Source organism: Streptomyces sp. NPDC038213 (genome assembly GCF_055600495.1).
Window position 1 is genome coordinate 79043 of record NZ_JBVJYM010000001.1, and the last position, 25963, is coordinate 105005.

The 25963-nt window shown below is 72.8% G+C and carries 16 protein-coding genes; 10 read left to right on the forward strand and 6 right to left on the reverse strand.

Annotated features, from left to right (window positions below):
• Positions 1-16 precede the first annotated feature (16 nt).
• On the reverse strand, positions 17-736 hold the full coding sequence (locus tag ACZ7JZ_RS00370; protein ID WP_470931587.1) for a DUF1707 SHOCT-like domain-containing protein: 720 nt from the start codon (positions 734-736) through the stop codon (positions 17-19).
• A gap of 149 nt (positions 737-885) precedes the next feature.
• On the opposite strand from ACZ7JZ_RS00370, the gene ACZ7JZ_RS00375 reads away from it, so the two are divergent.
• Positions 886-2547 (forward strand): fumarate hydratase, encoded by a 1662-nt coding sequence (locus tag ACZ7JZ_RS00375; RefSeq protein WP_470932409.1) that lies wholly within the window; start codon positions 886-888, stop codon positions 2545-2547.
• 48 nt (positions 2548-2595) lie between these two features.
• Here the strand turns inward: ACZ7JZ_RS00375 and ACZ7JZ_RS00380 are convergent, their stop codons facing one another.
• A complete protein-coding gene (locus tag ACZ7JZ_RS00380; RefSeq protein WP_470931589.1) occupies positions 2596-3087 on the reverse strand; it encodes a hypothetical protein in 492 nt (163 codons plus the stop codon).
• A 125-nt stretch (positions 3088-3212) separates the two neighbouring features.
• On the opposite strand from ACZ7JZ_RS00380, the gene ACZ7JZ_RS00385 reads away from it, so the two are divergent.
• Positions 3213-4043 carry an arylamine N-acetyltransferase family protein gene (locus tag ACZ7JZ_RS00385; RefSeq protein ID WP_470931591.1) on the forward strand — a complete coding sequence of 277 codons (831 nt, stop codon included), beginning with the start codon at positions 3213-3215 and terminating at the stop codon, positions 4041-4043.
• A 38-nt stretch (positions 4044-4081) separates the two neighbouring features.
• Here ACZ7JZ_RS00385 and ACZ7JZ_RS00390 read toward each other — a convergent pair whose 3' ends face one another.
• From ACZ7JZ_RS00390 to ACZ7JZ_RS00400, 3 genes are all read right to left on the reverse strand, one after another.
• Positions 4082-4570 carry a hypothetical protein gene (locus tag ACZ7JZ_RS00390; protein ID WP_470931593.1) on the reverse strand — a complete coding sequence of 163 codons (489 nt, stop codon included), beginning with the start codon at positions 4568-4570 and terminating at the stop codon, positions 4082-4084.
• A gap of 19 nt (positions 4571-4589) precedes the next feature.
• Positions 4590-10679: an RHS repeat-associated core domain-containing protein gene (locus ACZ7JZ_RS00395; RefSeq protein WP_470931595.1), complete on the reverse strand. Its 6090-nt coding sequence runs from the start codon at positions 10677-10679 to the stop codon at positions 4590-4592.
• 485 nt (positions 10680-11164) lie between these two features.
• Complete coding sequence (locus ACZ7JZ_RS00400) at positions 11165-12706, reverse strand: ricin-type beta-trefoil lectin domain protein (RefSeq protein WP_470931597.1); 1542 nt, start codon at positions 12704-12706, stop codon at positions 11165-11167.
• A gap of 105 nt (positions 12707-12811) precedes the next feature.
• Here ACZ7JZ_RS00400 and ACZ7JZ_RS00405 point away from each other — a divergent pair, with 105 nt between their 5' ends.
• From ACZ7JZ_RS00405 to ACZ7JZ_RS00415, 3 genes are all read left to right on the forward strand, one after another.
• Positions 12812-14215 (forward strand): class II fumarate hydratase, encoded by a 1404-nt coding sequence (locus ACZ7JZ_RS00405; protein ID WP_470931599.1) that lies wholly within the window; start codon positions 12812-12814, stop codon positions 14213-14215.
• A 131-nt stretch (positions 14216-14346) separates the two neighbouring features.
• On the forward strand, positions 14347-15039 hold the full coding sequence (fomD, locus tag ACZ7JZ_RS00410; RefSeq protein ID WP_470931601.1) for a cytidylyl-2-hydroxypropylphosphonate hydrolase: 693 nt from the start codon (positions 14347-14349) through the stop codon (positions 15037-15039).
• A 251-nt stretch (positions 15040-15290) separates the two neighbouring features.
• Complete coding sequence (locus tag ACZ7JZ_RS00415) at positions 15291-17657, forward strand: SpoIIE family protein phosphatase (protein ID WP_470931603.1); 2367 nt, start codon at positions 15291-15293, stop codon at positions 17655-17657.
• 125 nt (positions 17658-17782) lie between these two features.
• Here the strand turns inward: ACZ7JZ_RS00415 and ACZ7JZ_RS00420 are convergent, their stop codons facing one another.
• Complete coding sequence (locus ACZ7JZ_RS00420) at positions 17783-20059, reverse strand: transglycosylase domain-containing protein (protein WP_470931605.1); 2277 nt, start codon at positions 20057-20059, stop codon at positions 17783-17785.
• A gap of 227 nt (positions 20060-20286) precedes the next feature.
• Here ACZ7JZ_RS00420 and ACZ7JZ_RS00425 point away from each other — a divergent pair, with 227 nt between their 5' ends.
• The 5 genes from ACZ7JZ_RS00425 to ACZ7JZ_RS00445 all read left to right on the forward strand — a co-directional run bounded on the left by ACZ7JZ_RS00425 (position 20287) and on the right by ACZ7JZ_RS00445 (position 25904).
• A complete protein-coding gene (locus ACZ7JZ_RS00425; protein WP_470931607.1) occupies positions 20287-21234 on the forward strand; it encodes an SPFH domain-containing protein in 948 nt (315 codons plus the stop codon).
• Positions 21231-21590: a type II toxin-antitoxin system antitoxin gene (locus ACZ7JZ_RS00430; RefSeq protein WP_470931609.1), complete on the forward strand. Its 360-nt coding sequence runs from the start codon at positions 21231-21233 to the stop codon at positions 21588-21590. Before ACZ7JZ_RS00425 ends, ACZ7JZ_RS00430 begins: the two co-directional genes overlap by 4 nt.
• Positions 21591-22249: 659 nt before the next feature.
• Positions 22250-22783 carry a PadR family transcriptional regulator gene (locus ACZ7JZ_RS00435; RefSeq protein WP_470931611.1) on the forward strand — a complete coding sequence of 178 codons (534 nt, stop codon included), beginning with the start codon at positions 22250-22252 and terminating at the stop codon, positions 22781-22783.
• Entirely contained in the window at positions 22780-23466 is a 687-nt protein-coding gene (locus ACZ7JZ_RS00440) for an ABC transporter ATP-binding protein (RefSeq protein ID WP_470931613.1), read from the forward strand. The genes ACZ7JZ_RS00435 and ACZ7JZ_RS00440 overlap by 4 nt, the downstream gene beginning before the upstream one ends.
• A gap of 128 nt (positions 23467-23594) precedes the next feature.
• Complete coding sequence (locus ACZ7JZ_RS00445; protein ID WP_470932411.1) at positions 23595-25904, forward strand: ABC transporter permease; 2310 nt, start codon at positions 23595-23597, stop codon at positions 25902-25904.
• The last annotated feature ends 59 nt before the right edge of the window (positions 25905-25963 follow it).

Here is a 25963-nt window from a genome sequence, read left to right on the forward strand (position 1 = left end):
GCGGGAGCGCCGCAGGTCAGGGCCTGCCGGCCTTGCGCAGCCTGGCCGCGAGGTCCACGAGGCGGGCCCCGGTCTTGCCGCGCGCCTCGATATTGCCGAGCAGCGCAAAACCTCGGACGATCACCACAGGGGCCTGCGGATCGGCTTGATCGGCACTGTTCGGAACCACTTCGAAATTGCCGAGAACACCGTTGCCGAATCCCCGGACCGTGACGTTTTCCGGCACGAGGATTTCCACATTGCCGAGCACGGAGACGACATTGATCTCGGTGAGCTGCTGCTCGAACACGGCCTGGGTGAGGTCGATGCTCACGTCCCCCATCACGGCCACCGCGCGGGTCCGCGCCCGGGGCCGCCAGCTGCCCCGCCGGGAGGCGCTGCCGCACACCGCGAGCACCTGGTCCGGCTCCCCGGCGTACCCGCCCCGGCCGGTCCAGGGCGCATCGGCGGCCGCCGCACCCGCTGCGGAGGCCGCGGATGCGGGAGGCGCGTACGGCGTACGGGCGCCTGCGGGCAGGTCCGCGACGAGCCGGTCCAGCTCGGCGACCGTCTTGTGCGCGTAGAGGGCGTCCAGGCGCTCGGCGTGCTCCTCGGAGCTGAGGCGGCCCTCGGCGAGGGCGTCCCCGAGGACGTGCGCGATGCGGTCGCGGTCGGCGTCGGAGGCCCGCAGGGCGGCGGGCGCGGCGGGCGGCCCTGCGGCCGCGTGCGGGTCGGGCGCGTGCTTGTCGAGGTCCACGGCCCCAGTCTAACGAGACACGATAGATCGCGATAGGGCTGAGTGAGCCTTACCTCACAGACACGGCCCCCCGTCCGGGGCCTACCCTGGTTGACTGCGCTGCCAAATGGTCGCCAGCGCTGTCTGCCGAGTGAGGAATGGCTACCCACATGCCGGAGTTCGCGTACACCGACCTTCTCCCCCTGGGAGAGGACCAGACTCCCTACCGACTGGTGACGTCCGAGGGCGTGTCCACGTTCGAGGCTGACGGCCGTACGTTCCTCAAGGTCGAGCCGGAGGCGCTGCGGAAGCTGGCCGAGGAGGCCATCCACGACATCCAGCACTTCCTGCGCCCGGCCCACCTCGCGCAGCTGCGCCGCATCATCGACGACCCCGAGGCCTCCGCGAACGACAAGTTCGTCGCCCTCGACCTGCTGAAGAACGCGAACATCGCGGCGGCCGGCGTGCTCCCGATGTGCCAGGACACCGGCACCGCGATCGTCATGGGCAAGCGCGGCCAGAACGTCCTCACGGAGGGCGGCGACGAGGCGGCCCTGTCGCGCGGCATCTACGACGCGTACACCCGGCTGAACCTCCGCTACTCGCAGATGGCCCCGCTGACCATGTGGGAGGAGAAGAACACCGGCTCGAACCTGCCCGCGCAGATCGAGGTGTTCGCGACCGACGGCGGCGCGTACAAGTTCCTCTTCATGGCCAAGGGCGGCGGCAGCGCCAACAAGTCCTTCCTGTACCAGGAGACCAAGGCGGTCCTCAACGAGGCCTCCATGATGAAGTTCCTGGAGCAGAAGATCCGTTCGCTGGGCACGGCCGCCTGCCCGCCGTACCACCTCGCGATCGTGGTGGGCGGCACCTCCGCCGAGCACGCGCTGAAGACCGCCAAGCTGGCCTCGGCCCACTACCTGGACGAGCTGCCCACCGAGGGCTCGGCGCTCGGCAACGGCTTCCGGGACACGGACCTGGAGGAGAAGGTCTTCGAGCTGACCCAGAAGCTGGGCATCGGCGCGCAGTTCGGCGGCAAGTACTTCTGCCACGACGTGCGCGTGGTGCGCCTGCCGCGGCACGGCGCGTCCTGCCCGGTCGCCATCGCCGTCTCCTGCTCCGCGGACCGCCAGGCCGTCGCGAAGATCACCGCCGAGGGAGTCTTCCTGGAGCAGCTGGAGCGCGACCCGGCCCGCTTCCTGCCGGAGACCACCGAGGACCACCTGCCGGGCGGCGAGGTCGTGTCGGTGGACCTCAACCAGCCCATGGACGAGATCCTCGCCGAGCTGTCCAAGCACCCGGTCAAGACCCGGCTGTCCCTGACCGGCCCGCTGGTCGTCGCCCGCGACATCGCGCACGCGAAGATCAAGGAGCGGCTGGACGCGGGCGAGGAGATGCCGCAGTACCTCAAGGACCACCCGGTCTACTACGCCGGCCCGGCCAAGACCCCCGAGGGCTACGCCTCCGGCTCCTTCGGCCCGACCACGGCCGGGCGGATGGACTCGTACGTCGAGCAGTTCCAGGCGGCCGGCGGCTCGAAGGTCATGCTGGCCAAGGGCAACCGCTCGCAGCAGGTCACGGACGCCTGCGGCAGCCACGGCGGCTTCTACCTCGGCTCCATCGGCGGCCCCGCGGCCCGCCTGGCCCAGGACTGCATCAAGAAGGTCGAGGTCGTCGAGTACGAGGAGCTCGGCATGGAGGCGGTCTGGAAGATCGAGGTCGAGGACTTCCCCGCGTTCATCGTGGTCGACGACAAGGGGAACGACTTCTTCCAGAACCCGGCCCCCGAGCCGACGTTCACGCACATCCCGGTCCGCGGCCCGGGCCTCTGACCGCGGTGGGAGGGCGGGCGTACGGCCGGCCCTCCCACCGCGCTCGCGCTACCTGCTCAGCCGGAAGTCGAGGCGGCTGTAGTCCCCGTCCGGGGTGGAGCGGACGTACCCGGTCACGTTCTTGAAGTCGCCCGTACCGCCGGTGACGGAGATGTCGAAGGCGGCGGGCGCCTGGTCGGAGGCGGCGAACTCCAGCAGGGCCTGTCCGGCCACCTGCCCGCCGGGCCCGCCGGTCAGCACGTACGAGCCCACGCAGTGCAGGTCGCCGGGGTCCCCGGTGCGCACGACCGTGCAGGTCACCCCGCCGCGGCCGATCTTCTCCCCGCCCTTCTCGCGGTACAGGTCCTCGGCGAAGGCGAAGGTGTCGCCGACCGCGGGCGGCGCCTCGCTGGCACTCTCGTCGGTCGGCAGTTCCTTGGCGTAGACGGTGAAGTTCACGTCCTCGGCGTACGCGGTGCCGACGGCGGCCGGGACGCCGAACGCGACGGCCGCGGCCAGGCAGGCACCGAGCGCGCCCGCCCTCGTTGATCTGCGGGACATGGGCTGCCTCCTGCGGGTTGGCATACCGCCCCCTGGGCCCGTCCCCCATTCTCCGCCGCGCCCCGCGGATCCGCCCGTCAGCCCCCTGGTGTTCCGCGCCTGCAGCCTTGGGCAGACTGGCCCCCATGGACGCCACCGCGCCGACCGCCGGCACCCTCACCGCCCCCCGACTCGACGCCTACCTGCACCGCATAGGCGCGGCACGGCCGGCCCGCCCCGATGGGGAGGCCCTGCGCCAGCTCCACCTGCGGCACCTGCGCTCGGTGCCCTTCGAAAACCTCTCCATCCACCTCGGCGAGGAGATCCCGCTCGACCCGGAAGCCCTCCTCGACAAGCTCCTCGTCCGCCACCGCGGCGGCTTCTGCTACGAACTGAACGGCGCCTTCGCCCTGCTGCTGCGCACCCTCGGGTACGGCGTGGACCTCCTCGAAGCCCGCGTCTTCCCCTCCCCCGACGCGGCCGCGCCGGGCATCCCGTACGACCACCTCGCCCTGCGGGTCACGGACGCGGACGGGGTGGTGTGGCTGGCCGACGTGGGCTTCGGCGACCACGCCCACTACCCGCTGGCGCTGGAGGAGCGGGGCGAACAGAAGGACCCGGCCGGGGTGTTCCGCATCTCCCCCGCCGAGGACGCCCCCGAGGGCGACCTGGACCTCTGGCAGAACGGCGCCCGCCAGTACCGGCTCACGCTCCGCCCCCGCACCCTCGCGGACTTCACCACGGGCGCATGGTGGCACCGCACCTCCCCGGAGTCCCACTTCACCCGGGGCCCGGTCTGCACCCTCCTCACGGAAACGGGCCGCACCACCCTCTCCGACCGCACCCTGACCACCACCACGGCAGCGGGCCGCACGAAGGAACAGCTCACGACGGACGCCGCAGTCCTGTCGGCCTACCACTCCCACTTCGCCATCCCGCTGAACCGCGTCCCGGTCCCCCTCCTCCCCCGCGACTGACCCGCCGGCCGCCCGGGCAGCCGGGCTTCCCAACGGGATCAGGCCAGCTCCTCCTCGGGGCAGAAGAGCGCGTGGAATACCCTCGCCGATCCGATCCCCGGGAGGGCCAGCCCAATGGGAACGTCCAGCTCGGCTTGTGAGAGCACCTTGAAGCCGTGCACCTCCAGACGTCGGAGCATCTCGTACTCGATGTCCTCAGAGCATTGGCGTCTGCCGGACAGCAGCACCGCATCCGCTGAGGGCGAGAGCCGGGCGACCATCGCGTACTTGCCCACCATCGAGAGGCGCACGAGGTACTGGCTGTGGGCCTCGATCAGAAAGGTGAAGCACACCTCACAGTTGATGTCGGTGTCGTCCACCAGGACCGCGTCACCGGCCATTTGCTCCGTCAAGGCACGGTAGGGCTGACGGCTGTCCGCTTCGAGCACGAACTGCCGACTGGGTGCGTCCAGATCCCTGTACGCATTCCGGATCCGAGCCAGCAGCATGTCCCACTCACTCCAGGACCAAGGGTCGTGCGCGCTCATCGTCTTCTCCCGTACCGAACTAGTCGAAGTATTCACGTCCCGCAGGGTGCCCGTGCGTCCGACCGGACTTGTCGATGTGCACGCGAACCTTCGTCTGCCACCCACCACGAGGACCACGCCCCACGGGCTTGCCGTACTCGTAATCGCGGACGTTCGGCCGACCCGGCACAGACGTCCCGTTCTCCCAGGCGTGCCGGGCATAGGCATCCGCTTCGCTGCGGCTACCGAACGCCGACGTCGGCGTACCGAGGTTGATGCGCTCCTCGTATTCCTTGGTCCCGAGAACGTGCTGGTCCTGCTTCTGTCGGGATACGGATACGCAGTTGCTGTTGTGCGTGAGGACCGGAGTCCCACCCGCCACGACGTAGTACGTGTGCAGGCCCTCGACCGTGAGGTTGTAGACCGTGGTGCGGCGGGTGTGGGTGCGGATTGCGGTGAGTTGGACGTGGGTGCCCGATGAGGTGCGGAGCCACTGGCCGGGGCGGAGTTCGCCCGCTTCCGTCCAGGTCGCGGTGGACGGGAGCCAGAAGGGGTGGCCGGTGGTGGCGGTGAGGGTGGCGGAGGTGCCGTCTTCGGCTCGGATCGTCAGGTCGACCAGGGCTTTGTCGCCGTCGCCCTGGATGAGGGCGGTGACCGGGCGCGGTCCCGTTTCGCCGGTTTCCGGGTCGGTGGCGAGGACTTGGTCGCCCACGGCTATGTCCGCGATGCGCTTGCGGGTGCCGTCGGCCATCAGGACGGGGGTGTCGGCGGTGAAGCTGTTCGGGATGCGGATCGGGCACGTGCGGGCCCACTTGGCCGCGCCCCAGGCGCCCAGCATGCCCGCCGCGCAGCCCGTCAGGGCCGAGGTGCCGACCTGGCCCCAGTCGACCTTGCGGCCGGAGAGGCGCTGGAAGCCGTAGTCCAGGATCCCGTCCATCGCAGCTCCGCCCGCGCAGCCGAGCAGCAGCGGGCTGTTGCCCGAGGGGTCGGTGTAGGTGGTCGGGGAGGACAGGGCGTACTGGTAGAGATTGGCGCCGCCCGCGTGGCCGATGGGGTCCTGGGAGATGAACCGGCCGGTCTCGGGGTCGTAGTAGCGGTTGCGGTAGTGGAGGAGGCCGGTGCCGTCGGCCTCGCGGCCGGTGAAGGTCTGGCGGTTGGTGGTGGCGGCTCCGGTGGCGGTGGGCCGGCCGCCGGGGTCGTAGGAGTACCGGGTGGCGATCTTGCCGTCGGGGTCGGCGAGGCCGACGACCGTGCCGAGGGCGTCCGTCAGGTAGACCTGCGTCTTGCCGGCGGCCGTGCGGGTCAGGAACTCGTCGAGGCCGGAGGTGGCGACGGTGGCGGACGTGCCGCCGGAGGCGGTCTGCTCGACGAGGGGGTTGGCTCCGTCGGTCAGGAAGCGGCGGGTGGAGCCGCCGACGGTGAGCTGGTTGCGGCCGCCGAGGGGGTCGTACCCGAAGGAGGACTTCTGGCCGGCTCCCGTGGCCAGCCCGGTGAGCCGGCCGCGTGCGTCCCAGGTGTAGGTGCGCAGGCCGTCGGCGGTGAGCTGTCCCTCCCTGTCGTAGGTGAGCTTGCGGCTGCCGTACTTGGTGAGGCGGTTGTCTGCGTCGAAGGCGGAGTCCCTCTCGGCCGCGGGCAGGGCGACGCGGGCGAGGGTGCCGGTCAGGCCGGTCTGGAGGCCGCGTACGTCGCGGGCGTAGGCGAGGTTCCCGACCTTGGCCGTGCCCTTGGTGTAGGCGATGGCCTTGACCAGGCCGGCCTTGTCGAGGTCGGTGGTGCGGGTGAAGCCGCCGGGGAGCGCGGCCGTGCGCTCCCGGCCTGCGGCGTCGAGTCCGAAGGCGACCTTCTCGGTGCCGGTGGTGAGGGAGGTGAGGACGGAGGACTTGTCGTAGCCGTACGCGGTCGTCACCCCGGCGGCGGTCATGGTCGCGCGCCGGTCGGCCTTGTCGTAGGTGTAGCCGACGGTTCCCGTCGGGCCGGTGGTGGAGCTGAGCCGGTCGAGGGGGTCGTAGGCGAAGGTGCGGGTGCCGGAGCGGCTGTCGGTGAGCTCGGCCAGGAGGTCGGCGGCGCCGTACCCGTACGCGGTGGTGGACTGGGCGATGCCCGTCGGGGCGACCCCGTAGGCCTCGGCGGTCGGGCGGCCCAGGAGGTCGTACGAGGCCGTGGCGACCTCTCCGGCGCGGTTGACGGTCTTCTTGATCCGGCCGGCCGGGTCGTACGCGAAGGTGGCGCGGGCGCCGAGCGGGTCGGTCGCGGAGACGGGGCGGTCGGCCTGGTCGTAGGTCCAGGCGGTCTTGTTCTTGCGGGCGTCGGTGAGGGTGGTGAGGTTGCCGTTGGCGTCGTACCCGTAGGCGAGGGTGTGGCCCAGGGGGTCGGTGGTGCGGGTGGGCTGGTTGAGATGGTCGTACGCGAGGGTGGTGCGGGAGCCCGCGGCGTCGGTGAGGACGGTCGGGCGGCCCGCGGAGTCCGTGGTCCGGGCCGTCACCCGTCCCTCCGGGTCCTTGACCGAGGCCGGGTCGCCGTTGCGGTAGGTGTACGCCGTGACGGCCTTGGCCGGGTCGGTGGCCGTCCTGACCTGGCCCTGCGGGGTGTGGGTGAAGGTGGAGACCCGGCCCGCCGGGTCGGTGGTCTTCACCAGGTTCCCGGCCGTGTCGTAGCCGAGCAGGGTGGTGTTGCCGAGGGCGTCGGTCACCTTGGTCGGCTGGTCGAACGGGCCGTCGTACACGGTGGTTCCGGTGGTGCGGGCGTCCGCCGTGCCGGCCAGTTCCCGGGTGGAGGTGAGGCGGCCGTTCGCGTCGTACGTCATCTCCGTGCGGCGGCCGAAGGGGTCGGTGACCGCGTCGATGCGGTGGTGGGGGCCGCGCTGGAAGACGGTCTTGCGTGCGAGGTCGGTCCCGTACGCCTGGGTTTCGGAGACGGCGAGTCCGGAGCCGTCGAATTCGACCCTCCGCACGGCTCCGCCGGGCTGGGTGACCTGGACGGCCGCGACGCGGCCGGACCCGTTCTCCGTGTAGGCGAAGCGGTAGACGGCCCCTTCGGGGAGGGTCTGCTGCTTGACGCGGCCGTCCGCGTCGTAGGTGGTGGCCAGGTAGGTGATCCCGCGGGCGTCGACGGCCGTCGCGATCCTGTTGGTCGTGCCGTCGTACGTGTAGCGGCTGGTCTTCCCGGCCGGGTCGGTGACGGCGGCCAGGCGGCCGCGGCTGTCGTACGCGTAGCGCGTGGTCCGGCCGGTGTTGTCCTTGGCCTCGCGGACGCGGTGCCGGGCGTCGTACCCGAGGGCGATCCAGCGGCCTCCGGGCGCATCGATACGCGTGATGTCGCCGAAGTCGCCTTGCAGGCGCCGCAGTTTGACGGTGTTCCCGTACCGGTCGCGGATCTCCGTCAGCACGGCCCGGGTGGAGAAGGTCCACACGGCGCCGTCGCGGAAGGTCAGCTCCCAGCCGTGGACGGCAGTGCGGTAGCGGATCTTCGAACCACGGAAATGGGTGGGCGTGTCCCGGGCCTCGAACACGGCGTCGCCGCCGCCGGTCCCGGGCGAGATCCGCGGGTAGTGCACCTTGGACCCGCCGGGCAGGTAGAGGTCCACCTGCTGGTAGTTGCCGGTGGCGGAGTGCAGGAAGGCGTTGTACGAGAGGTCCCGGCCGGTGCCGAAGGCGCGCTGGTGCGGATCGGCCTGCCAGTAGCTGCGGGTGACCTCGGCGGTGCCGAGCGGACCGGAGACGGCCAGGTCGGTGCGGGTGTCCGTGAGCATTCCGGTGGACAGCTCGACCGGGTCGCCGGAGACCCACTCGAAGACGTCCCGGAACCAGCTCAGGAGCCATGCGAGCGGGTTCTTCACGAGGATCGGCCCGCCCAGGGGTGCGGCGGCAGGCCCGGCGACAGCCTGCTGCACACCGGCGGCCCGGGCACCGCGGACGGCGGCGGCCGCGGTGAGGCCGAGGCTGAACGTGCCGGTCGCCAGGGCGGACGGCGCCGCCGTCAGGGTGTACGTACCGGACGCGGGCAGCGCCGGCAGGGCGTACGAGGTGGCGGTGTCGGAGACGTACCGGCCGTCGGCGAGCCAGGTGCCGTCCGGGCGGCGGACGGAGAGCCGCCAGTGGGAGGGCGAGGCGCCGATGTCGAGGACGGGCTTCTGCCCGGCCGTACCGGTGAAGGTGTAGCGGGCGTTCTGCCCGGGGCGGGAGGCCTCGGCGGGGCGGCGCGGGCCGCCGGTCTTCAGCAGCCCGCCCTCGGCGTCGGGGACCAGAGCGGTGGTGATCCTGCCGGCCGCCGGCTTCTCGGGCCGCACGAACACCTGGTGGGTGCCCGCCGCAAGGGGGGCCCGCAGGTCGGTGTCGCCGCTCTCCGCGATGTACTCCTCGGCCGAGTCGGCTGTGGCTCCGGGGGCGCGGACCGCGACCTTGGCGTCGCCGAAGGTCCCGTCGGAGAAGACCAGGCTCGCCCCGTCCCCCGCCGCGGCCTTGACCGCGAACGCCAGCTGCTGGCCGGGGCGGGTGAGGGTGCCCGTCCTCGGGGCGGCCGCGGTCGGCGTACCGGCCGCCACCGGGCTCGACAGCCAGATTGAAGCCGCGCCGAGGGCCGCGTCGGAGGGGGTCAGGAGCAGGGCGTACGTGTCCCCCGGCGTGAGGTCCGCGACGTAGACCGCCCCGTCGGAGCCCGCCCGCACGGTGCCCAGCCACTCGCCCCTGGTGTCGCCGGGGCCGAAGAGGTGGACGTCGCTCTTCGCACCGATGGAGTTTCCGGTGACGGCGAAGCCGAGCCGGCCGCCGGCCGGGGCCTTGAACACCGTGCGGATCCGCTGGCCGGGGCGGGCGGCCTCGGCGCGGGCGGAGGGGCCGTCGAGGACGGCGGCGGCCCGGGTGTCGGCGGACAGGGTCAGCTTCAGGGAGCCGAGCTGCCCGGCGGTGTCGACCACGACGGCGTACGTACCGGCCTCCGGGAGGTCCGGCAGGTCGACGGTGCCCGCCCCGAGGATGGGCGTGTCCGTCACGAGCGGCTTGCCCGCGGGGGTGAGGACGCTGACCCGTACGTTCTCCTTGAACGTGCTGTCCGTGACGGCCAGGGTCAGGCCGGTTCCCTTGCTCGCGGTGAAGGAGCTCTCGGCGTCCTGCCCCGTGCGGGCGACCACAGCGGTCACCGGGGCGCCGGTGGCGGTCAGCCGGGGTACGGCGACGGGCTTCGAGACCGTGATCCGCGCCTGCCCGATGTTGTTCAGGCCGGGGCGCAGGACGAGCGAGTAGCGGCCGGCGGCCGGGAGGTCGCGCATCCCCCAGTGGCTCCTGCCCTCGCCCACGTACCCGCGCTCGCCGACCCGCTTCCCCTGCGGGTCGAGCAGTTCGAGGGAGATGACGGCGTTGAAGGTGGAGTCGGTGAGGCCGAAGCCGACGTCGTCGCCCTTGGCCGCGTCGAACTGGACCCGGCCCAGGTTGCCCGGGGTCAGCACGGGCACCAGCGGAGGGGCCGTGTCGGTGTACGAGGTGACCACCGAGGTCTCGACCGGGCCGTCACCCTGCGGGTCCACGCGGAACGGCGTCCGGAAGGCGCCCGCTCCGTCCGCGGTCACGACCTCCACGGGCCCGGTCGCCGCCCCCGGCGGGACCTTCACCGTCAGTGCCGTGGTGGTGGCCGCGGTGACCTGGGCCGCGATCCCGCCGACCCGCACAGTGTTGGCCGCGGGTGAGGCGGCGAAGCCGGAGCCCTTGATGACGAGGGCGGTGCCCGGCGGCCCGTGAGCGGGCGTCAGGGAGGTCAGCACGGGCGGGGCGGCGGCCGGGGTGAAGGTCTCGGCCGCGTATCCGGTGGCGGAGGCCACCTGTACGGAGACCTTGCCGCCGGCCGCGCCCGCCGGGACGGTGGCGGCCAGGCGGTACTTCGTCGCCGACGCCACCTTGGCGGACTTGCCGCCGATGGTGACCTTGTTGAGCGCGGGCGTGGCGGAGAACCCGGTGCCCGAGAGGGTGATCCGGGCGCCCGCGGCGGCGCGGACGGGGACCACGGAGAGGACGGACAGCTTGCCCGAGGCGTAGCGGTCGATGCCCAGGCGGTTGCCCGCCGCGTCGTAGCGGTAGCGGGCGGTCTGGCCCGCGGGGTCGGTGACCCCGACGAGGCGGCCGGCGGCGTCGTACGCGTACACCGCGTTGTCCGTGGTCGCCGGGGCCGGCGGGGCGACAGGCCCCGCGGGGTCCGGGACGGGCGCCGGCACCGGTGGCGGCGCGGGTGGTGGAGTGCCCTGGAGCACCGCCCGGGCCGGCCGCTCGGGCGGAGGGGATGCCTCCGCCGTGACCGCACCGGCCGCCAGCGCCAAGGCCAGCACACCAATGGTTAAGGAACGCGAACGCCGAAAAGATCTAGCCCCCACCATGCCCTCCCCAGAGCATCACCCGCACCACGACAGGCACGGCCAACTCGCCTTCCCCTGCGAGCATTCCCACCGTACACACGATCGATCGCCACGGGTATCGAATTCACCGGAAGGTGTATTTGCATTTCTTTTCGTGAAGTGAACAGGTCAGAGCGCGGCCGAAACGGGACACCCGGCCGGGCAGGTGCGCCGGCCGGGTGTGGGGGGTGAAGGGGGTAAGCGGGGGCAAAGGGGGCGAAACGGAGGTGGGTGGGGAGTTACGCGAAGCGCTGGTTGGCGGCGCCCGTGCAGGGCTGGAGGCGGGCCTGGTCCTTCGGGGAGGCGAGAGTCAGGCAGAGGGCGGGGGCGGCGGTGGGGCGGAGGGTGGCGCCTTCGCGGACGAACTGCTGGTTCGCGCCGCCGTGGCAGTTCCACAGGATCAGGCCGGCGCCCGCCGTGTAGTTCGCACCCGGTACGTCGAGGCAGCGGTCGTGGGTCAGTTCGATCTTGACGGACTTGCGCGGGGCGTCGTACCACCAGCCCTGGTTGCGGCCGCCGTGGCAGTCCCAGCCGATGACCCGGGTGTTGTTGGCGCTGGCGCCGCCGTTGGCGTCGAGGCAGGTGCCCGAGGCCTCGTTCCGCAGGGGCTTGAAGGCGTCGTCCCAGGCGCCGGGCTGGAGTACGGGGCTGCCGGTGCTGCCGGGGTCGGCACAGCTCGCCTCGGTGAGGCCGGAGGCGTAGAGCTGGGTCAGGCAGGAGGCGAAGGCGCCGTGGCCGCGGTAGTTGGGGTGGAAGGACTGGCGGGCGGTGTTCTCGTCCCAGGGGAAGTGGTCGGCGAGGTCGAGGTAGAGCCCGCGGGCCCAGGCGTCCTCCATGCAGACCTCGTGGCCGTGGAAGAGCCGGGAGTTGTCGAGGTAGACCGCGCCGGAGTTGCGGGCGGCCTCGCGCATCCCCTTCTCGAAGACCGGGACGGCGTAGTTGCGGCCCCAGGTGGCGTCGGAGTCGTAGCCGGCGCAGCCGCCGGGAAGCTTCCCGGGGAAGTTCGGGTTGTCGTTGAAGTCCGGGCCGATGGGGCTCGGGTAGCCCATGACGACGAGCTTGTAGTCGGAGTCGGCGTAGCCGGCGCCGCGCATGACGGTGCGCAGGTCGGCGACGGTGGCCTCGACCTTGGGGCGCAGTCCGTCGACGCGGGCCTGCCAGCCGGGGGCGTACTTGGGCTCGCAGGTGCCCTGGCTGAGGATCCAGCGGGTGACGCAGTCGGTCATGACGGGGCCGAACTGCAGGTCGTCGTTGGCTCCGGCGACGAGGAGGACCATCTTGATGCGGGTGTTGCGGGCTTTGACGGCGAGGCTGTCGCTCTGGACGAGCTCGTCGGCGTACTGCTTGCTGCCGCCGATGCGGATGTTGCCGGTGTAGGCGCCGGAGCAGGCCACGTTGAAGGTGAGGTCGGCGGGGATGCCCGTGCGGTGGATGGCGGTGTCGGGCGAGCGGTGGCACTGGTTGGAGGGGGTGTTGGTGGCGGGGTCGTAGTTCCCGATGCCCTCGCCGGAGATCTCGCTGTCGCCGAGGGAGATCAGGCCGGTCTTGCGTTCGGCCATCGGGCGGATCGCGGGGTCGCCGTAGATCTTCACGGCTTCCGCGGCGCGTACGGCCTCCAGTTCGGGGGGCAGGGGTGTGGCGGCGGCCGTCGCGGCCGCGGGGGTGGCAGCCTGGGCCGCGGGGGTGATCGCGGCGGTGCCGCCGAGGACGGCCGCGAACGCCGCCAGTGCGGCGAGGGACGATCTGAGGGCGGGCTTCGCCCTGGGCTCCGTACGGGCCATGGATACCTCCAGGTCGGGTGTTACCCCCGGTATTTACTGGCCGGTAGCAGACTTGGGAATGCTTCGAACAAGACAATTGCTCAACTTTTCAGGGAGGGCGCGGACATGACGGGCCATCAGGACAAGGACGGCTACCGGACCGAGCACGACTCGATGGGCGAGGTGCAGGTCCCCGCGCAGGCCAAGTGGCGTGCGCAGACCCAGCGGGCGGTGGCGAACTTCCCGCTCTCCGGGCAGCGCCTGGAGCGGGCGCACATCGAGGCCCTGGCCCGGATCAAGGGCGCGGCCGCGGCCGTGAACGCACGCCTCGGCGTGGTGGATCCGGACATCGCGGCGGCCGTGGCGGAGGCCGCCGGGGAGGTGGCCGCGGGCCGCTGGGACGACCACTTCCCCGTGGACGTCTTCCAGACCGGCTCGGGCACCTCCTCCAACATGAACATGAACGAGGTGCTCGCCACCCTCGCCTCCGAGCGCCTGGGCCGCGAGGTCCACCCCAACGACCACGTCAACGCCTCCCAGAGCTCGAACGACGTCTTCCCCTCCTCCATCCACATCGCCGCGACGGCCGCCGTCACCCGCGACCTGATCCCCGCACTGGAGCACCTCGAAGCGGCCCTGGAGCGCAAGGCCGCCGAGTTCGTGCACGTGGTCAAGTCGGGCCGGACCCACCTGATGGACGCCACGCCCGTCACCCTGGGCCAGGAGTTCGGCGGGTACGCGGCCCAGGTCCGCTACGGGGTCGAGCGGCTGCGCGGCGCCCTCCCCCGGCTCGCCGAACTGCCCCTCGGCGGCACCGCCGTCGGTACGGGCATCAACACCCCGCCCGGCTTCTCCGCCGCCGTCATCGCCGAGGTCGCGGCCGGCACCGGACTGCCGCTGACCGAGGCGCGCGACCACTTCGAGGCCCAGGGCGCCCGAGACGCGCTCGTGGAAACCTCGGGCCAGCTGCGGACAATTGCCGTATCTCTCACCAAAATCGCCAACGATCTGCGCTGGATGTCCTCCGGACCGCGCACAGGATTGGCCGAAATCAATCTGCCGGACCTCCAGCCCGGCTCCTCGATCATGCCCGGGAAGGTCAATCCGGTGGTGCCCGAGGCGGTCCTCATGATCGCCGCGCAGGTGACGGGGAACGACACGACGGTGGCCGTGGCGGGCGCGGCGGGCAATTTCGAGCTCAACGTGATGCTGCCCGTCATGGCGCGCAACCTCCTGGAGTCCGTACGCCTGCTCGCCAACGGCTGCCGGCTGCTCGCCGACCGCACCGTGGACGGCATCACCGCCAACGCCGAGCGGGCCAGGGAGTACGCCGAGTCCTCCCCCTCCGTGGTCACGCCCCTGAACAAGTACATCGGGTACGAGGAGGCCGCCAAGGTCGCCAAGCGGGCGCTGGCCGAGCGCCGGACCATCCGCGAGGTGGTCCTCGCCTCGGGGTACGTCGAGCGGGGCGACCTCACCCTCGAACAGCTCGACGAGGCCCTGGACGTGCTGCGCATGACCCGTCCGTGAGCTCCGGGGACCGCCCGCACGCCCCCGCCCCCTTCCGGCCGGCCCGCCGGAAGGGGGGTCGGATTTCGGCCGATTCTCTCCCGTGACCTGCACCGCAGCCGCCCCGCGGACCTCAGCCCTAAGATCTGCGCATGACAGGTACGGCCAGCGCTGCGCACGGGACGCAGGAGACGCACTGGGCGCCCGGGGAGCACATCCTCTGGCGCTACCTCGACAACGCCCCCGACCTGAAGGGGCACGTCCACATCTGCCGCCCGGTGACCGTCGTCCAGGACACCGCCGACCTGCTGGCCGTGTGGATGGCCCCCGGCACCGAGTGCGTCAAGCCCGTCCTCGCCGACGGCACCTCCGTGCACGAGGAGCCCCTCGCCACCCGCTACACCGCCCCGCGCACCACCGCCCGCTCCCGCTGGTTCGGCACCGGCGTGCTCAAGCTGGCCCGGCCCGAAGACCCGTGGTCGGTCTGGCTGTTCTGGGAGCCGGGCTGGCGGTTCAAGAGCTGGTACGTCAATCTGGAGGAGCCCCGCCGCCGCTGGGCGGGCGGGGTCGACTCCGAGGACCACTTCCTCGACATCTCCGTCTACCCGGACCGCACCTGGAAGTGGCGCGACGAGGACGAGTTCGCGCAGGCCCAGCGCTCGGGGCTGATGGACCCCGGGCAGGCCGGACGGGTCCGGGACGCGGGGCTCGCGGCCGTGGACCTGATCAGGGCCTGGGGTGCGCCGTTCTCCTCCGGGTGGCAGGACTGGCGGCCCGATCCGAGCTGGAGGATTCCGGTTCTGCCCGAGGACTGGGACCGCACTCCGGCGCATATGACCTCATGAGACCCTTGATGCGCCCCCGGGGTCCAACCGTAGGATCGTCCTCCGCAAGGCTCCGTGCGCAGCTTCCGCAATCACAGTTCCGCAATCCGGTGGCAGTGGGCGAGACTTGACCGAGGATCAGGGGGGAGTCCCGGGCGAAGTTCGGGTAAGGCGTGCCCGGGGCGAAGGTGCCCCCGGGCCTGAGCGGGTATACCGCGACTGACCGAGTTGAGTGCAGCGCACATCGAGCGCAAACGGACGGAATTCCACGCGTGACGGAGTACCCCATCTCCCACGAGGGCCCGCAGCCGGGAGCCGGGGCCACGGCAGGCGCCGCGGCGGCCCCGCCTCCGGGCGGCTCCGACGTGCCGTCGCAGCCCCGTACGGCCGGGCGCGGCGCCGCCCGCAGGCTGCCCCGCACCGGCGCCGCGTCCGCGGCAGCCGCCGCAGGACCCGAGGCCGGGCTGTCGGACGGGCACGGGAAGACCCCGCCCGCCTCCGGCCAGGCCACCCGCGGCCAGGGCCCCGGCCAGGACGGTCCGGCCCGCGCCGGCGAGAAGGTCCCCGGCGCCCGCCGCGAGCACGGTGCGGCGGGCTCCCGCACCCGCGACGAGGAGGCCGCCCGCTCGGCGGCCGCGGCAGGTGCAGCCGGTACGGCGGGTGCGGCCGGTACGACCGGTGCAGCGGGTACGGCGGGCGGCTCCGGCGCGCCCGCAGCCGCCGGAGCCTCCGGAGCGGGTACGGCGGCGGCCCCGGCAGCCGGTACGGCGGTCACCGCGGGCGCAGGAGGCTCAACGGGCGCAGCAGCCGGTACGGGCATACCCGGCGGCCCGGCCGAGACCGCGTCCGCGGCCCGCCGCGAGGGGGACCGGCTGCGGTTCGTGGGGGCCGCCACCCGCCGGATCGCCCGCGGCATCGACCTCGACGAGATCGTGCTGGGCCTGTGCCGGGCCACCGTGCCCACGTTCTCCGACGCCATCCTCGTCTACCTGCGCGACCCGCTGCCGGTCGGCGACGAGCGCCCGGTCGGGCCCGTCGTCTTAAGGCTGCGCCGCACCGACCGGCTCCGCCCGATCGACGACCTCACCGACCTGTCGGCCACCCCGGCGACCGCCCCGGCCGACGCACCGGCACCGGCCGGCCCCGCGGCAGCCGCCGAGACCCTCGACTTCAGCCAGCTGCCCCTGGTCGGCCCCCAGGGCGACCTGCCCGCGGCCGAACTGTGCGAGATCCGCCCCGGCGGAGCCCTGGCCGAGGTGCTGCGCGGCGTACGGCCCGTGTTCGGGTCCTCCGCCGCGGCCCGCGCCGCGCTCCCCGAGCTGCTGGGTGCCGAGCACCCCGTACCGCGCGGTCAGCGGGCCATCCTGGCGCCGCTGCGGGGCCGCCGCCGCGTCATCGGCGCGGCGGTGTTCCTGCGCAGCCCCGAGCGGCCGGCCTTCGAGGCGAACGACCTGCTGGTCGCCGCCCAGCTGGCCACGCACACGGCCCTCGGCATCGACAAGGCGGTGCTCTACGGCCGCGAGGCGTACATCGCCGACGAGCTCCAGCGCACCATGCTGCCGCACAGCCTGCCCCAGCCCACCGGGGTCCGGCTGGCCTCGCGCTACCTGCCCGCCGCCGAGACCGCGCGGGTCGGCGGGGACTGGTACGACGCGATACCCCTGCCCGGCAGCCGGGTCGCGCTCGTCGTCGGCGACGTCATGGGCCACTCCATGACCTCCGCCGCGATCATGGGCCAGCTGCGCACCACCGCGCAGACCCTGGCCCAGCTGGACCTGCCGCCCGCGGAGGTCCTGCACCACCTGGACGAGCAGGCCCAGCGGCTGGGCTCGGACCGCATGGCCACCTGCCTGTACGCCGTGTACGACCCGGTCTCGCACCGGATCACGATCGCCAACGCCGGCCACCCGCCGCCCGTGCTCCTGCACCTGGGCGGCCGGGCCGAGGTGCTGCGGGTGCCGCCCGGCGCCCCGATCGGCGTGGGCGGGGTGGACTTCGAGGCCGTGGAGCTCGACGCCCCGGCCGGTGCCACCCTGCTGCTGTACACCGACGGGCTGGTGGAATCGCGGCTGCGGGACGTGTGGACCGGGATCGAGCTGCTGCGGGAGCGGCTGGCCGCCACGGCCCAGCTGACCGGGCTCGACCACCCGCCGCCGCTGGAGGCCCTCTGCGACGACGTGCTCGACATGCTCGGCCCCGGGGACCGCGACGACGACATCGCGCTGCTCGCGGCCCGCTTCGACGGGATCGCGCCGAGCGACGTCGCGTACTGGTTCCTCGAACCGGAGGAGACCGCCCCCGGGCGGGCCCGCCGCTTCGCCCGCCGGGCGCTGGCCCGCTGGGGGCTGGAGGAGGAGCTGGGCGACTGCCTGGAGCTGCTGGTCAGCGAGGTGGTCACCAATGCCGTGCGGTACGCCGAGCGGCCCGTGACCCTGCGGCTGCTGCGGACCGACGTGCTGCGCTGCGAGGTCGGGGACGACTCCCCGCAGCTGCCCCGGCAGCGGCGCGCACGGGAGACCGACGAGGGCGGCCGCGGGCTGTTCCTGGTCAACCGGATGGCGCGGCGCTGGGGGGCCACGCGGCTCAGCAGCGGCAAGGTGGTGTGGTTCGACCTCCCGCTGCCGCAGCAGCGCCCCTGAGGGCCCGCCGGCCCGCGGGCCGGGGCGCGGACCCATGAAGACGGCGAGGGCCGGGCGGGATCCATCGGATCCCGCCCGGCCCTCGCCGTCACTGCGCTGCGTGCGCCGCCCTCCGTGCCGCGCCGTCAGCTGCGGCCGCCGCGGCCCCCGTCGCCGCCCTCCTCCTCGCCGCCGCCCGGGTCCGGGTCGGCGGTCACCGTGACCGTCGGCGTCGGCGTCGGCGGCTTGGGCTTCTTCGTGGTCTGGGTCGGGGTGGGCTCGGGCGGGTCCACGGTTGCCGAACGCGTCGGCGACGGGTCCGCCGACTTGCTCTTGCTCGGCGTCGGCTCCGCGGGCTCGGTGCTCGGCTTCTTGCTGGGCTTCTTGCTCGGCGTGGCGGTGATCTCGCTCTTGCCCATGTCGGCCTCGGAGAGGTCGAAGCGGCCCGTCTCCTCGCCGTCCAGCGCGGCGAGCGTGTACGCCTTCCAGATCGCGGCCGGGAAGGAGGAGCCGCCGGCCCGGCCGCCGCCCGCGGTGCCCTTCAGGGTGACCTGGCCGTGCGTGACGGGGTCCTCGCCGAACATCGCGACGACCGTGACCAGTTCGGGGGTGTAGCCGGTGAACCAGGCGGCGACGTTCGACTCGGTGGTACCGGTCTTGCCGGCCGCCTCGTACGCGCTGCTGTCCACCTTCGAGCCGGAGCCGTCCTCGACCACGCCGGTGAGCACCTTGGTGACGGTGTCGGCGGTCTCGCGGCTGATGGCCTGGCCGCCGACGCCCTCCCGGGGCTCGTAGGTGCGCGTGACGTGCTTGGCGGAGGCGACGATGGTCGGGCGGACCTTCTTGCCGTGGTTGTCCAGCGAGGCGTACACGGCGGCCATCTCGACGGTGTTGGCGCTCATCGTGCCGAGCGAGGTCGCGGGCCGGTCGGCGGGCCAGCCCGGCCGGTCCTTCATGCCGAGCTCGATGGCCGTCTTCTTGGCGGCGGCGGGGGTGACGTCCACGGTCAGCTGTGCGTACACGGAGTTCACCGAGTAGTTGGTGGCCTTCTGGACGGTGATGTCGCCGTAGTCCTTCTGGTCCTGGTTCTCCGGGCTGAAGGGGGTGTCGCTGCCCTTGACGGGGCGGCCGCTGGTGCCGTCGTAGATCGTGTTCGGCGTGATCGTGCGGCCGTCCTGGGTCTCGGCCTCGTTCTCCAGCGCCGAGGCCAGCACCACCGGCTTGTAGGTGGAACCGGGCTGGTAGTCGGTGCGCAGGGCGTTGCTGGCGTACTTCTCCTGGAGGCCCGTACCGCCGTACATCGCGACGATCTTGCCGGTCTTCGGGTCCACGGAGGTGGCGCCCGCCTGGACCGCGCGGTCGGTCTTGCGGTCCGGGTCGGTGCTCTTGCGCTCGAGCTTGGACTCCAGCTCCTCGTCGACGGCCTGCTCCAGCGCGGCCTGCTTCTTCTTGTCGATGTTGAGCTTGATCGTCCAGCCGCCGGCCTTCAGGGCGGCCTCGTCGAGCTGCCCGCTCGCGACCAGCTCGGCCTCGGCGGCCTGGATGAGGTAGCCCTTCTGGCCCTCCATGCCGGGGGCGGGCTTGGGCTTGTTGGGGGGCGGCAGCTTGATGGTGGCGCGCTTGACGGGGTCGAGCTTGCCGATCTCGACCATGTTGTCGAGGGCCTTGTTGAAGCGGCCGGTGACCAGTCCCTTGGAGACCGGGCCGGCGACGGCCAGGTCGTACTGGCTGGGGGCCTGGAGCAGCGCGGCGAGGTAGGCGCCCTGGCCCAGGGTCAGCTTCTCGGCGTCGACGCCGTAGTAGGCCTGGGCGGCGGCCTGGATGCCGTAGGCGTTGCGGCCGAAGTAGCTGGTGTTGAGGTAGCCCGCGAGGATCTCGGGCTTCTTCATCTCCTGGTCGACCTTGAGGGAGATCACCAGCTCCTTGAGCTTGCGGGTGACCGTCTGGTCCTGGGTCAGGTAGTAGTTCTTGACGTACTGCTGGGTGATCGTGGAGCCGCCCTGCTTGCCGCCGCCGGAGAGGGTGTTGAAGATCCCTCGGGCCATGCCCTTCAGGTCGACGCCGCGGTCCTGCTCGAAGGTCTTGTTCTCCAGGGCGACGAAGGCGTCCTGGACCTCCTTGGGGACGCTGTCGATCGGGATGATGACCCGGTTGACCTCGCCGTCGCGGGCCATGACCGAGCCGTCGGACCACTGGTAGACGTTGGTCTGGAGGGTGGCCTGCTCGTTCTCCCTCGGCACGTCCACGTAGAAGTAGAGGCCGATCAGGGCGGCCATGCCCAGGAGGATCGCGCCGAGGAAGGCGCCGAGGAGCTTCCTCCAGGTGAAGAACCGGCGTATGCCCGCCGGCTGGTTCCTCCGGCGGGCGCGCGGCGCCCGTCGCGCCCCACGCTTCTGCGCGCGTCGCGCTTCTGCTCGGCCCATCGCTCCCACTGCTCCGCTCGTGTGCCCCCCGATGTCAGCTCAGAAAACTAACACCGCGGGAAAGGACAAAGGTCGGCCAATCCGGGCTTTTCCGGACGTGAGAATGAGCACCCACCCCCGAGGAACCGACGCATCCGACCGGCGGAGGGTTGCCGCACGCCAAAAAAGTGATATCACTTTGCTAGGAGCCGCGAACGACGCGGCCCCGGGAACACGGGGGGCACACCATGACCGACCAGCACATCCAGCCCGCGGACACGGCGGTCCGGGCCGGCGGACCGGAGGCCGACGAGCGCGTACGGGAGTTCGCCGCGCACAGCATCGGCGGCGGACTGGCCCTGCTGCTGGGCCTCCTCGGGATCCTCGGCGGCGCGGGGGTCGTCGTGGCCGGGGCGGTCGCCTCCGCCGCCGCGGTGAAGGCCTCGCTGATCGTGCTCGGCGTCCTGCTCGGACTGGTCGCCTTCATCATGCTGTGCGGCCTCAACACGGTGGCGCCCGGCGAGGCCCGCGTGGTCCAGCTCTTCGGCCGCTACCGGGGCACGATCCGCACCGACGGCCTGCGCTGGGTGAACCCGCTGACCTCCCGCGAGAAGATCTCGACCCGGGTCCGCAACCACGAGACCGCCGTCCTGAAGGTCAACGACGCGTACGGCAACCCGATCGAGCTGGCCGCGGTCGTGGTCTGGAAGGTCGAGGACACCGCGCTGGCCACCTTCGAGGTCGACGAGTTCACCGAGTTCGTGGAGACCCAGGCCGAGGCGGCCGTCCGGCACATCGCCATCGAGTACCCGTACGACTCCCACGACGAGGGCGGCCTGTCGCTGCGCGAGAACGCCGAGGAGATCACGCAGAAGCTGGACGTCGAACTCCAGGAGCGGGTCGAGTCGGCGGGCGTACGGATCATCGAATCGCGCTTCACGCACCTCGCGTACGCACCCGAGATCGCGTCCGCGATGCTCCAGCGGCAGCAGGCCGGGGCGGTCGTGGCCGCCCGCCGGCAGATCGTCGACGGCGCGGTCGGCATGGTGGAGCTGGCGCTGACACGGCTGGCCGAGGAGGACATCGTGGAGCTCGACCCGGAGCGGAAGGCCGCGATGGTCTCGAACCTGATGGTGGTCCTCTGCGGCGACCGCGCCGCCCAGCCGGTCGTCAACACGGGCACGCTGTACCAGTGACCCCGCCCGGGCCCCCCTCCGACCCGGCGGACCCGGCCGGTCCGGCCGACCGGACCCCGCCGGGGCGACCCGAACCCGGACCGGCCGCCGCGCCCGCCGGGGCTGCCGCCCCTGACGGACAGCGGGCGGCGGCGGGCCGGAAGCGGTCCGCTGCCGCCGACCGCAAGCAGGTGCTCCTGCGGCTGGACCCGCAGGTGTACGAGGCCCTGTCCCGCTGGGCCGGGGACGAGCTGCGCTCGGCCAACGCCCAGATCGAGTTCCTGCTGCGGCGGGCCCTGGCGGAATCGGGCCGCCTCCCCCGCGAGGCGGGGCCCATCCCCCGCCGGGGCCGCCCCCGGAACACCCCCGACCCCTGACCGAAGCCCCGCGCCGCCACCGCTGCGCGGGGCTCTCCGCTACCCACCCCTCCCCGGAGCGGGGGCTCCGCCCCCACACCCCCGCGCCTCAAACGCCGGCGGGCCTGCAATCGGCCGGTGGGGGCCGGCGGGCCACCGAGTACGGGTAGGCAGGTGGCCGCGTGCAGGTCGGCGGTGGGTCTCGGGGCTCCGCCCCGCACCCCGTTTCCGTGCGCTCCGCACCCGGAGCGCTCAAACGCCGCGCAGGCTTGATCGCCACCCCCTCGGATTCCCTCGCGCGGCTGCACCACAGCCCTGACGCCGCGCAGCAGATCGAGGCCGCGTCCGCCCTTCACCCCGCCCACCCCCGGCGACATCCAGCCCCGCCGGCGTTTGAGGCGCGGGGGTGTGGGGGCGGAGCCCCCGCTTCGGGAAGGGGCGGGGTGGGGAACGGCCCCGCGCAGCGGCTACCCGCGTCAGCCCGGCACCGGCCCCGGCCTCAGACCCGTACTCCGGTACTCAGACCCGTCCCGCCCAGCCCCGCCCGCCCCCCCACCACCGTTCCAAACTGTGACGAACACCCGCTGACCTGCGGAAACAGTCCCCGCCAGGCCCCCGCCCCCCGCGCTATACACACCGCGTATACATCGCAGGTATACACCCCGTGTACAGTCCTCCCCATGTCCATCGGTCCCATCGGTCACACCCTTCTCGGCCTCCTCGAGGCCGGCCCCCGCCACGGATACGACCTCAAGCGCGCCTTCGACGAGAAGTTCGGGCACGACCGCCCCCTCGCGTACGGCCAGGTCTACTCGACCATGTCGAGACTCCTCAAGAACGGCCTCGTCGAAGTCGACGGGATAGAGAGCGGCGGCGGCCCCGACCGCAAGCGGTACGCGATCACCGACGCCGGCGTCACCGATGTCGGGCACTGGCTCGCGCAGCCCGAGAAGCCGGAGCCGTACCTCCAGTCCACCCTCTACACCAAGGTCGTCCTCGCGCTCCTCACCGGCCGCAGCGCAGCCGACCTGCTCGACACCCAGCGCTCCGAGCACCTGCGCCTGATGCGCATCCTGACCACCCGCAAGCGCAAGGGCGACCTCGCAGACCAGCTGGTCTGCGACCACGCCCTGTTCCACCTCGAGGCGGACCTCCGCTGGCTGGAACTGACCGCCGCCCGCCTCGACCAGCTCGCGAAGGAAGTACGCCGATGAACCCCGCCGGCTCCCTGCTCGCCGCCTCCGGCCTCCGGAAGGCCTACGGGCCCACGAACGCCCTCGACGGCGCCGAGTTCTCCATCCACCCCGGCGAGGTCGTCGCCATCATGGGCCCCTCCGGCTCCGGCAAGTCGACCCTGCTGCACTGCCTCGCCGGGATCGTCACCCCGGACTCCGGCTCCATCACCTACGCGGGCCGCGAGCTGACCTCCATGAGCGACACCGAGCGCAGCGCCCTGCGCCGCAGCGAGTTCGGCTTCGTCTTCCAGTTCGGCCAGCTCGTCCCCGAGCTGACCTGCGTCGAGAACGTCGCCCTCCCGCTGCGCCTCAACGGCACCAAGCGCGGCCCGGCCGAGCGCACCGCCCTGGAGTGGATGCGCAAGCTGGAGGTCGACGACCTCAAGGACAAGCGCCCCGGCGAGGTCTCCGGCGGCCAGGGCCAGCGCGTGGCCGTGGCCCGCTCCCTGGTGACCGCCCCGCGCGTGGTGTTCGCGGACGAGCCCACCGGCGCCCTCGACTCCCTCAACGGCGAGCGGGTGATGCAGCTGCTCACCGAGGCCGCCCGGTCCACCAGCGCCGCCGTCGTCCTCGTCACCCACGAGACCCGCGTGGCCGCGTACTCGGACCGCGAGATCGTGGTCCGCGACGGCCGCTCCCGCGATATGGAGCGCGCCATATGAGCTCCTCCCGCGGCGCCGGCACCGGCACCGGCACCCTCAGCACGCCCTCCCGCACCCCCGGCACCCCGGGCCGCGGCAGCGCCCGCCCGGCCCGCACCCCGCTGCGCGTCTGGGTCCAGGACCTCCGCATGGGCGCCCGGTTCGCCTTCGGCGGCGGCCGCGAGGGGTGGACCCGTACGGTCCTGACCGCGGTCGGCGTCGGCCTCGGCGTGGCCCTGCTGCTCGTCACCACGGCCCTGCCGAGCGCCCTCCAGGCCCGCGACGTGCGCGGCGACGCGCGCAGCACCTGGACCGCGCCCACGGCCGAGCACCCCGGCCCCGGCACCCTGCTCGTCGCCGAGGCGGACACCACGTTCCGCGAGTACGACGTGTACGGCCGCCAGCTCCAGCCCGAAGGCCCCAAGGCCCCGCTGCCGCCCGGTCTCAAGGCCTTCCCGGCCCCCGGCGAACTCGCCGTCTCCCCCGCCCTGAAGGAGCTGCTCGGCTCCGCCGAGGGCAGGCTGCTGCGCGAGCGGCTGAACGGCCCGATCACCTCCGTCATCGGCGACGCGGGCCTGACCGGCCCCCACGAACTGGCCTTCTACCAGGGCCAGGACCAGCTGAAGTCCGACGGCGGCCGCATCAAGCGGGTGACCGGTTTCGAGAACAGCGCCGTGCCCGAGCCCCTCGATCCGATCCTCACCCTGCTGCTGACCATGGTCTTCACGGCGCTGCTGATGCCGGTCGCCGTGTTCATCGCCGCAGCCGTCCGCTTCGGCGGGGAGCGCCGCGACCGCCGCCTCGCCGCCCTGCGCCTGGTCGGCGCGGACAGCCGGATGACCCGCCGCATCGCCGCGGGCGAGGCCGCCGCCGGTGCGGCGCTGGGCCTCGGCCTCGGCGCGGTCTTCTTCCTCGTCGTACGGCACTTCGCGGGCGGGATCACGCTCATGCAGCGCAGCGTCTTCCCCGCCGACCTCAACCCGACCCCGTGGCTGGTGGCCGTGGTCGCGCTGGCCGTGCCCGCCGCGGCCGTCGCGGTGACCCTGCTCGCCCTGCGCGGGGTGGTCATCGAGCCGCTGGGCGTGGTCCGCACCGCCAAGCCGGCCAAGCGCCGCATGTGGTGGCGGCTGCTGATGCCGCTGGGCGGACTCGGCCTGCTCGCGCCCATGATGGGCCGCGGCAACGAGAGCGGGAACTTCAACCAGTACCAGGTCATCGGCGGGGTCGTCCTGCTGCTGGTGGGCATCACCGCCCTGCTCCCCTGGATCGTCGAACTGGTCGTCTCCCGGCTGGGCGGCGGCGGGGTCTCCTGGCAGCTGGCCGTACGCCGCCTCCAGCTCGGCAGCGGCGCCGCGGCCCGCCTGGTCAACGGCATCGCCGTGGCCGTGGCCGGGGCCATCGCCCTCCAGATGCTCTTCGCGGGGGTCGAGGGCGAGTACACCAAGAGCACCGGCCAGGACACCCGCCGGGCCGCGCTCTCCGTGCACGTCCCCTCGGGCAGCCGGAGCGCCGGCGACACCGCGGGCCTGGCCCGCGGGCTGGGCGCCATCGAGGGGGTCACCCGGTCGACCCTGCTGCGCACCACCGACGCGGCGGCCAGGGCCAAGGACCCCGAGCAGAGCATCTCCCTCACCGTCGGCACCTGCCAGGACCTGCGCGAGCTGGCCGACCTGCCCTCCTGCCGGGACGGGGACGCCTTCGTCCTCAAGGGCGGCGAGACCTTCGGCGCGGACGAGTCCGAGCTGACCGCGCCCGGCACCCGCCTGTACGCGGCGCCCGCCTACGGCGAGGACACGACCGCGACCGCCGGGACCGTCCGCTGGACCCTGCCCGCCGACGCGCGTCCGGCCCAGTCCCGCAAGGACCCCTCCGGCGTGAAGCGCTCGGGCGTGCTGCTCACCCCGAAGGCGGCCCCGCCGGTCAAGGCCGAGCGCCTGTACGCGACGGTGTACGTGCAGGTGGCGCCCGGCGGGAAGGACGCGATCGAGCGGGTCCGCACCGCGGTCTTCCTGGAGGACCCGATGATGACCTCCTTCACCGCCGTGACCCAGCAGCTGTCGAACCGCTTCGCGACCATCCGCACCGGCCTGTTCATCGGCGCCACCGGCGTGCTGGTCCTGATCGGCGCGAGCATGCTGGTCTCGCAGCTGGAGCAGCTGCGCGAGCGCAAGAAGCTGCTGTCGGCGCTGGTCGCCTTCGGCACCCGCCGCTCCACGCTGAGCCTGTCGGTGCTCTGGCAGACCGCGGTCCCGGTCGGCCTCGGCCTGGCCCTGGCCACCGCCACGGGCGTGACCCTGGGCGCGGTGCTGATGCGGATGACCAACGTGTCCGTGGTCGTGGACTGGAGCTCGGTGGGCTCGATGGCGGCCATCGGCGCCGGGGTCGTGGTCCTGGTGACCGCGCTCAGCCTGCCGCCGCTGCTGCGGCTGATGCGCCCGGACGGGCTGCGCACCGAGTAGCCGCCCCGGCCCGGCCGACACCGCTTGCCGGTGCGACGGCCGGTGCGGCTGACCACCCG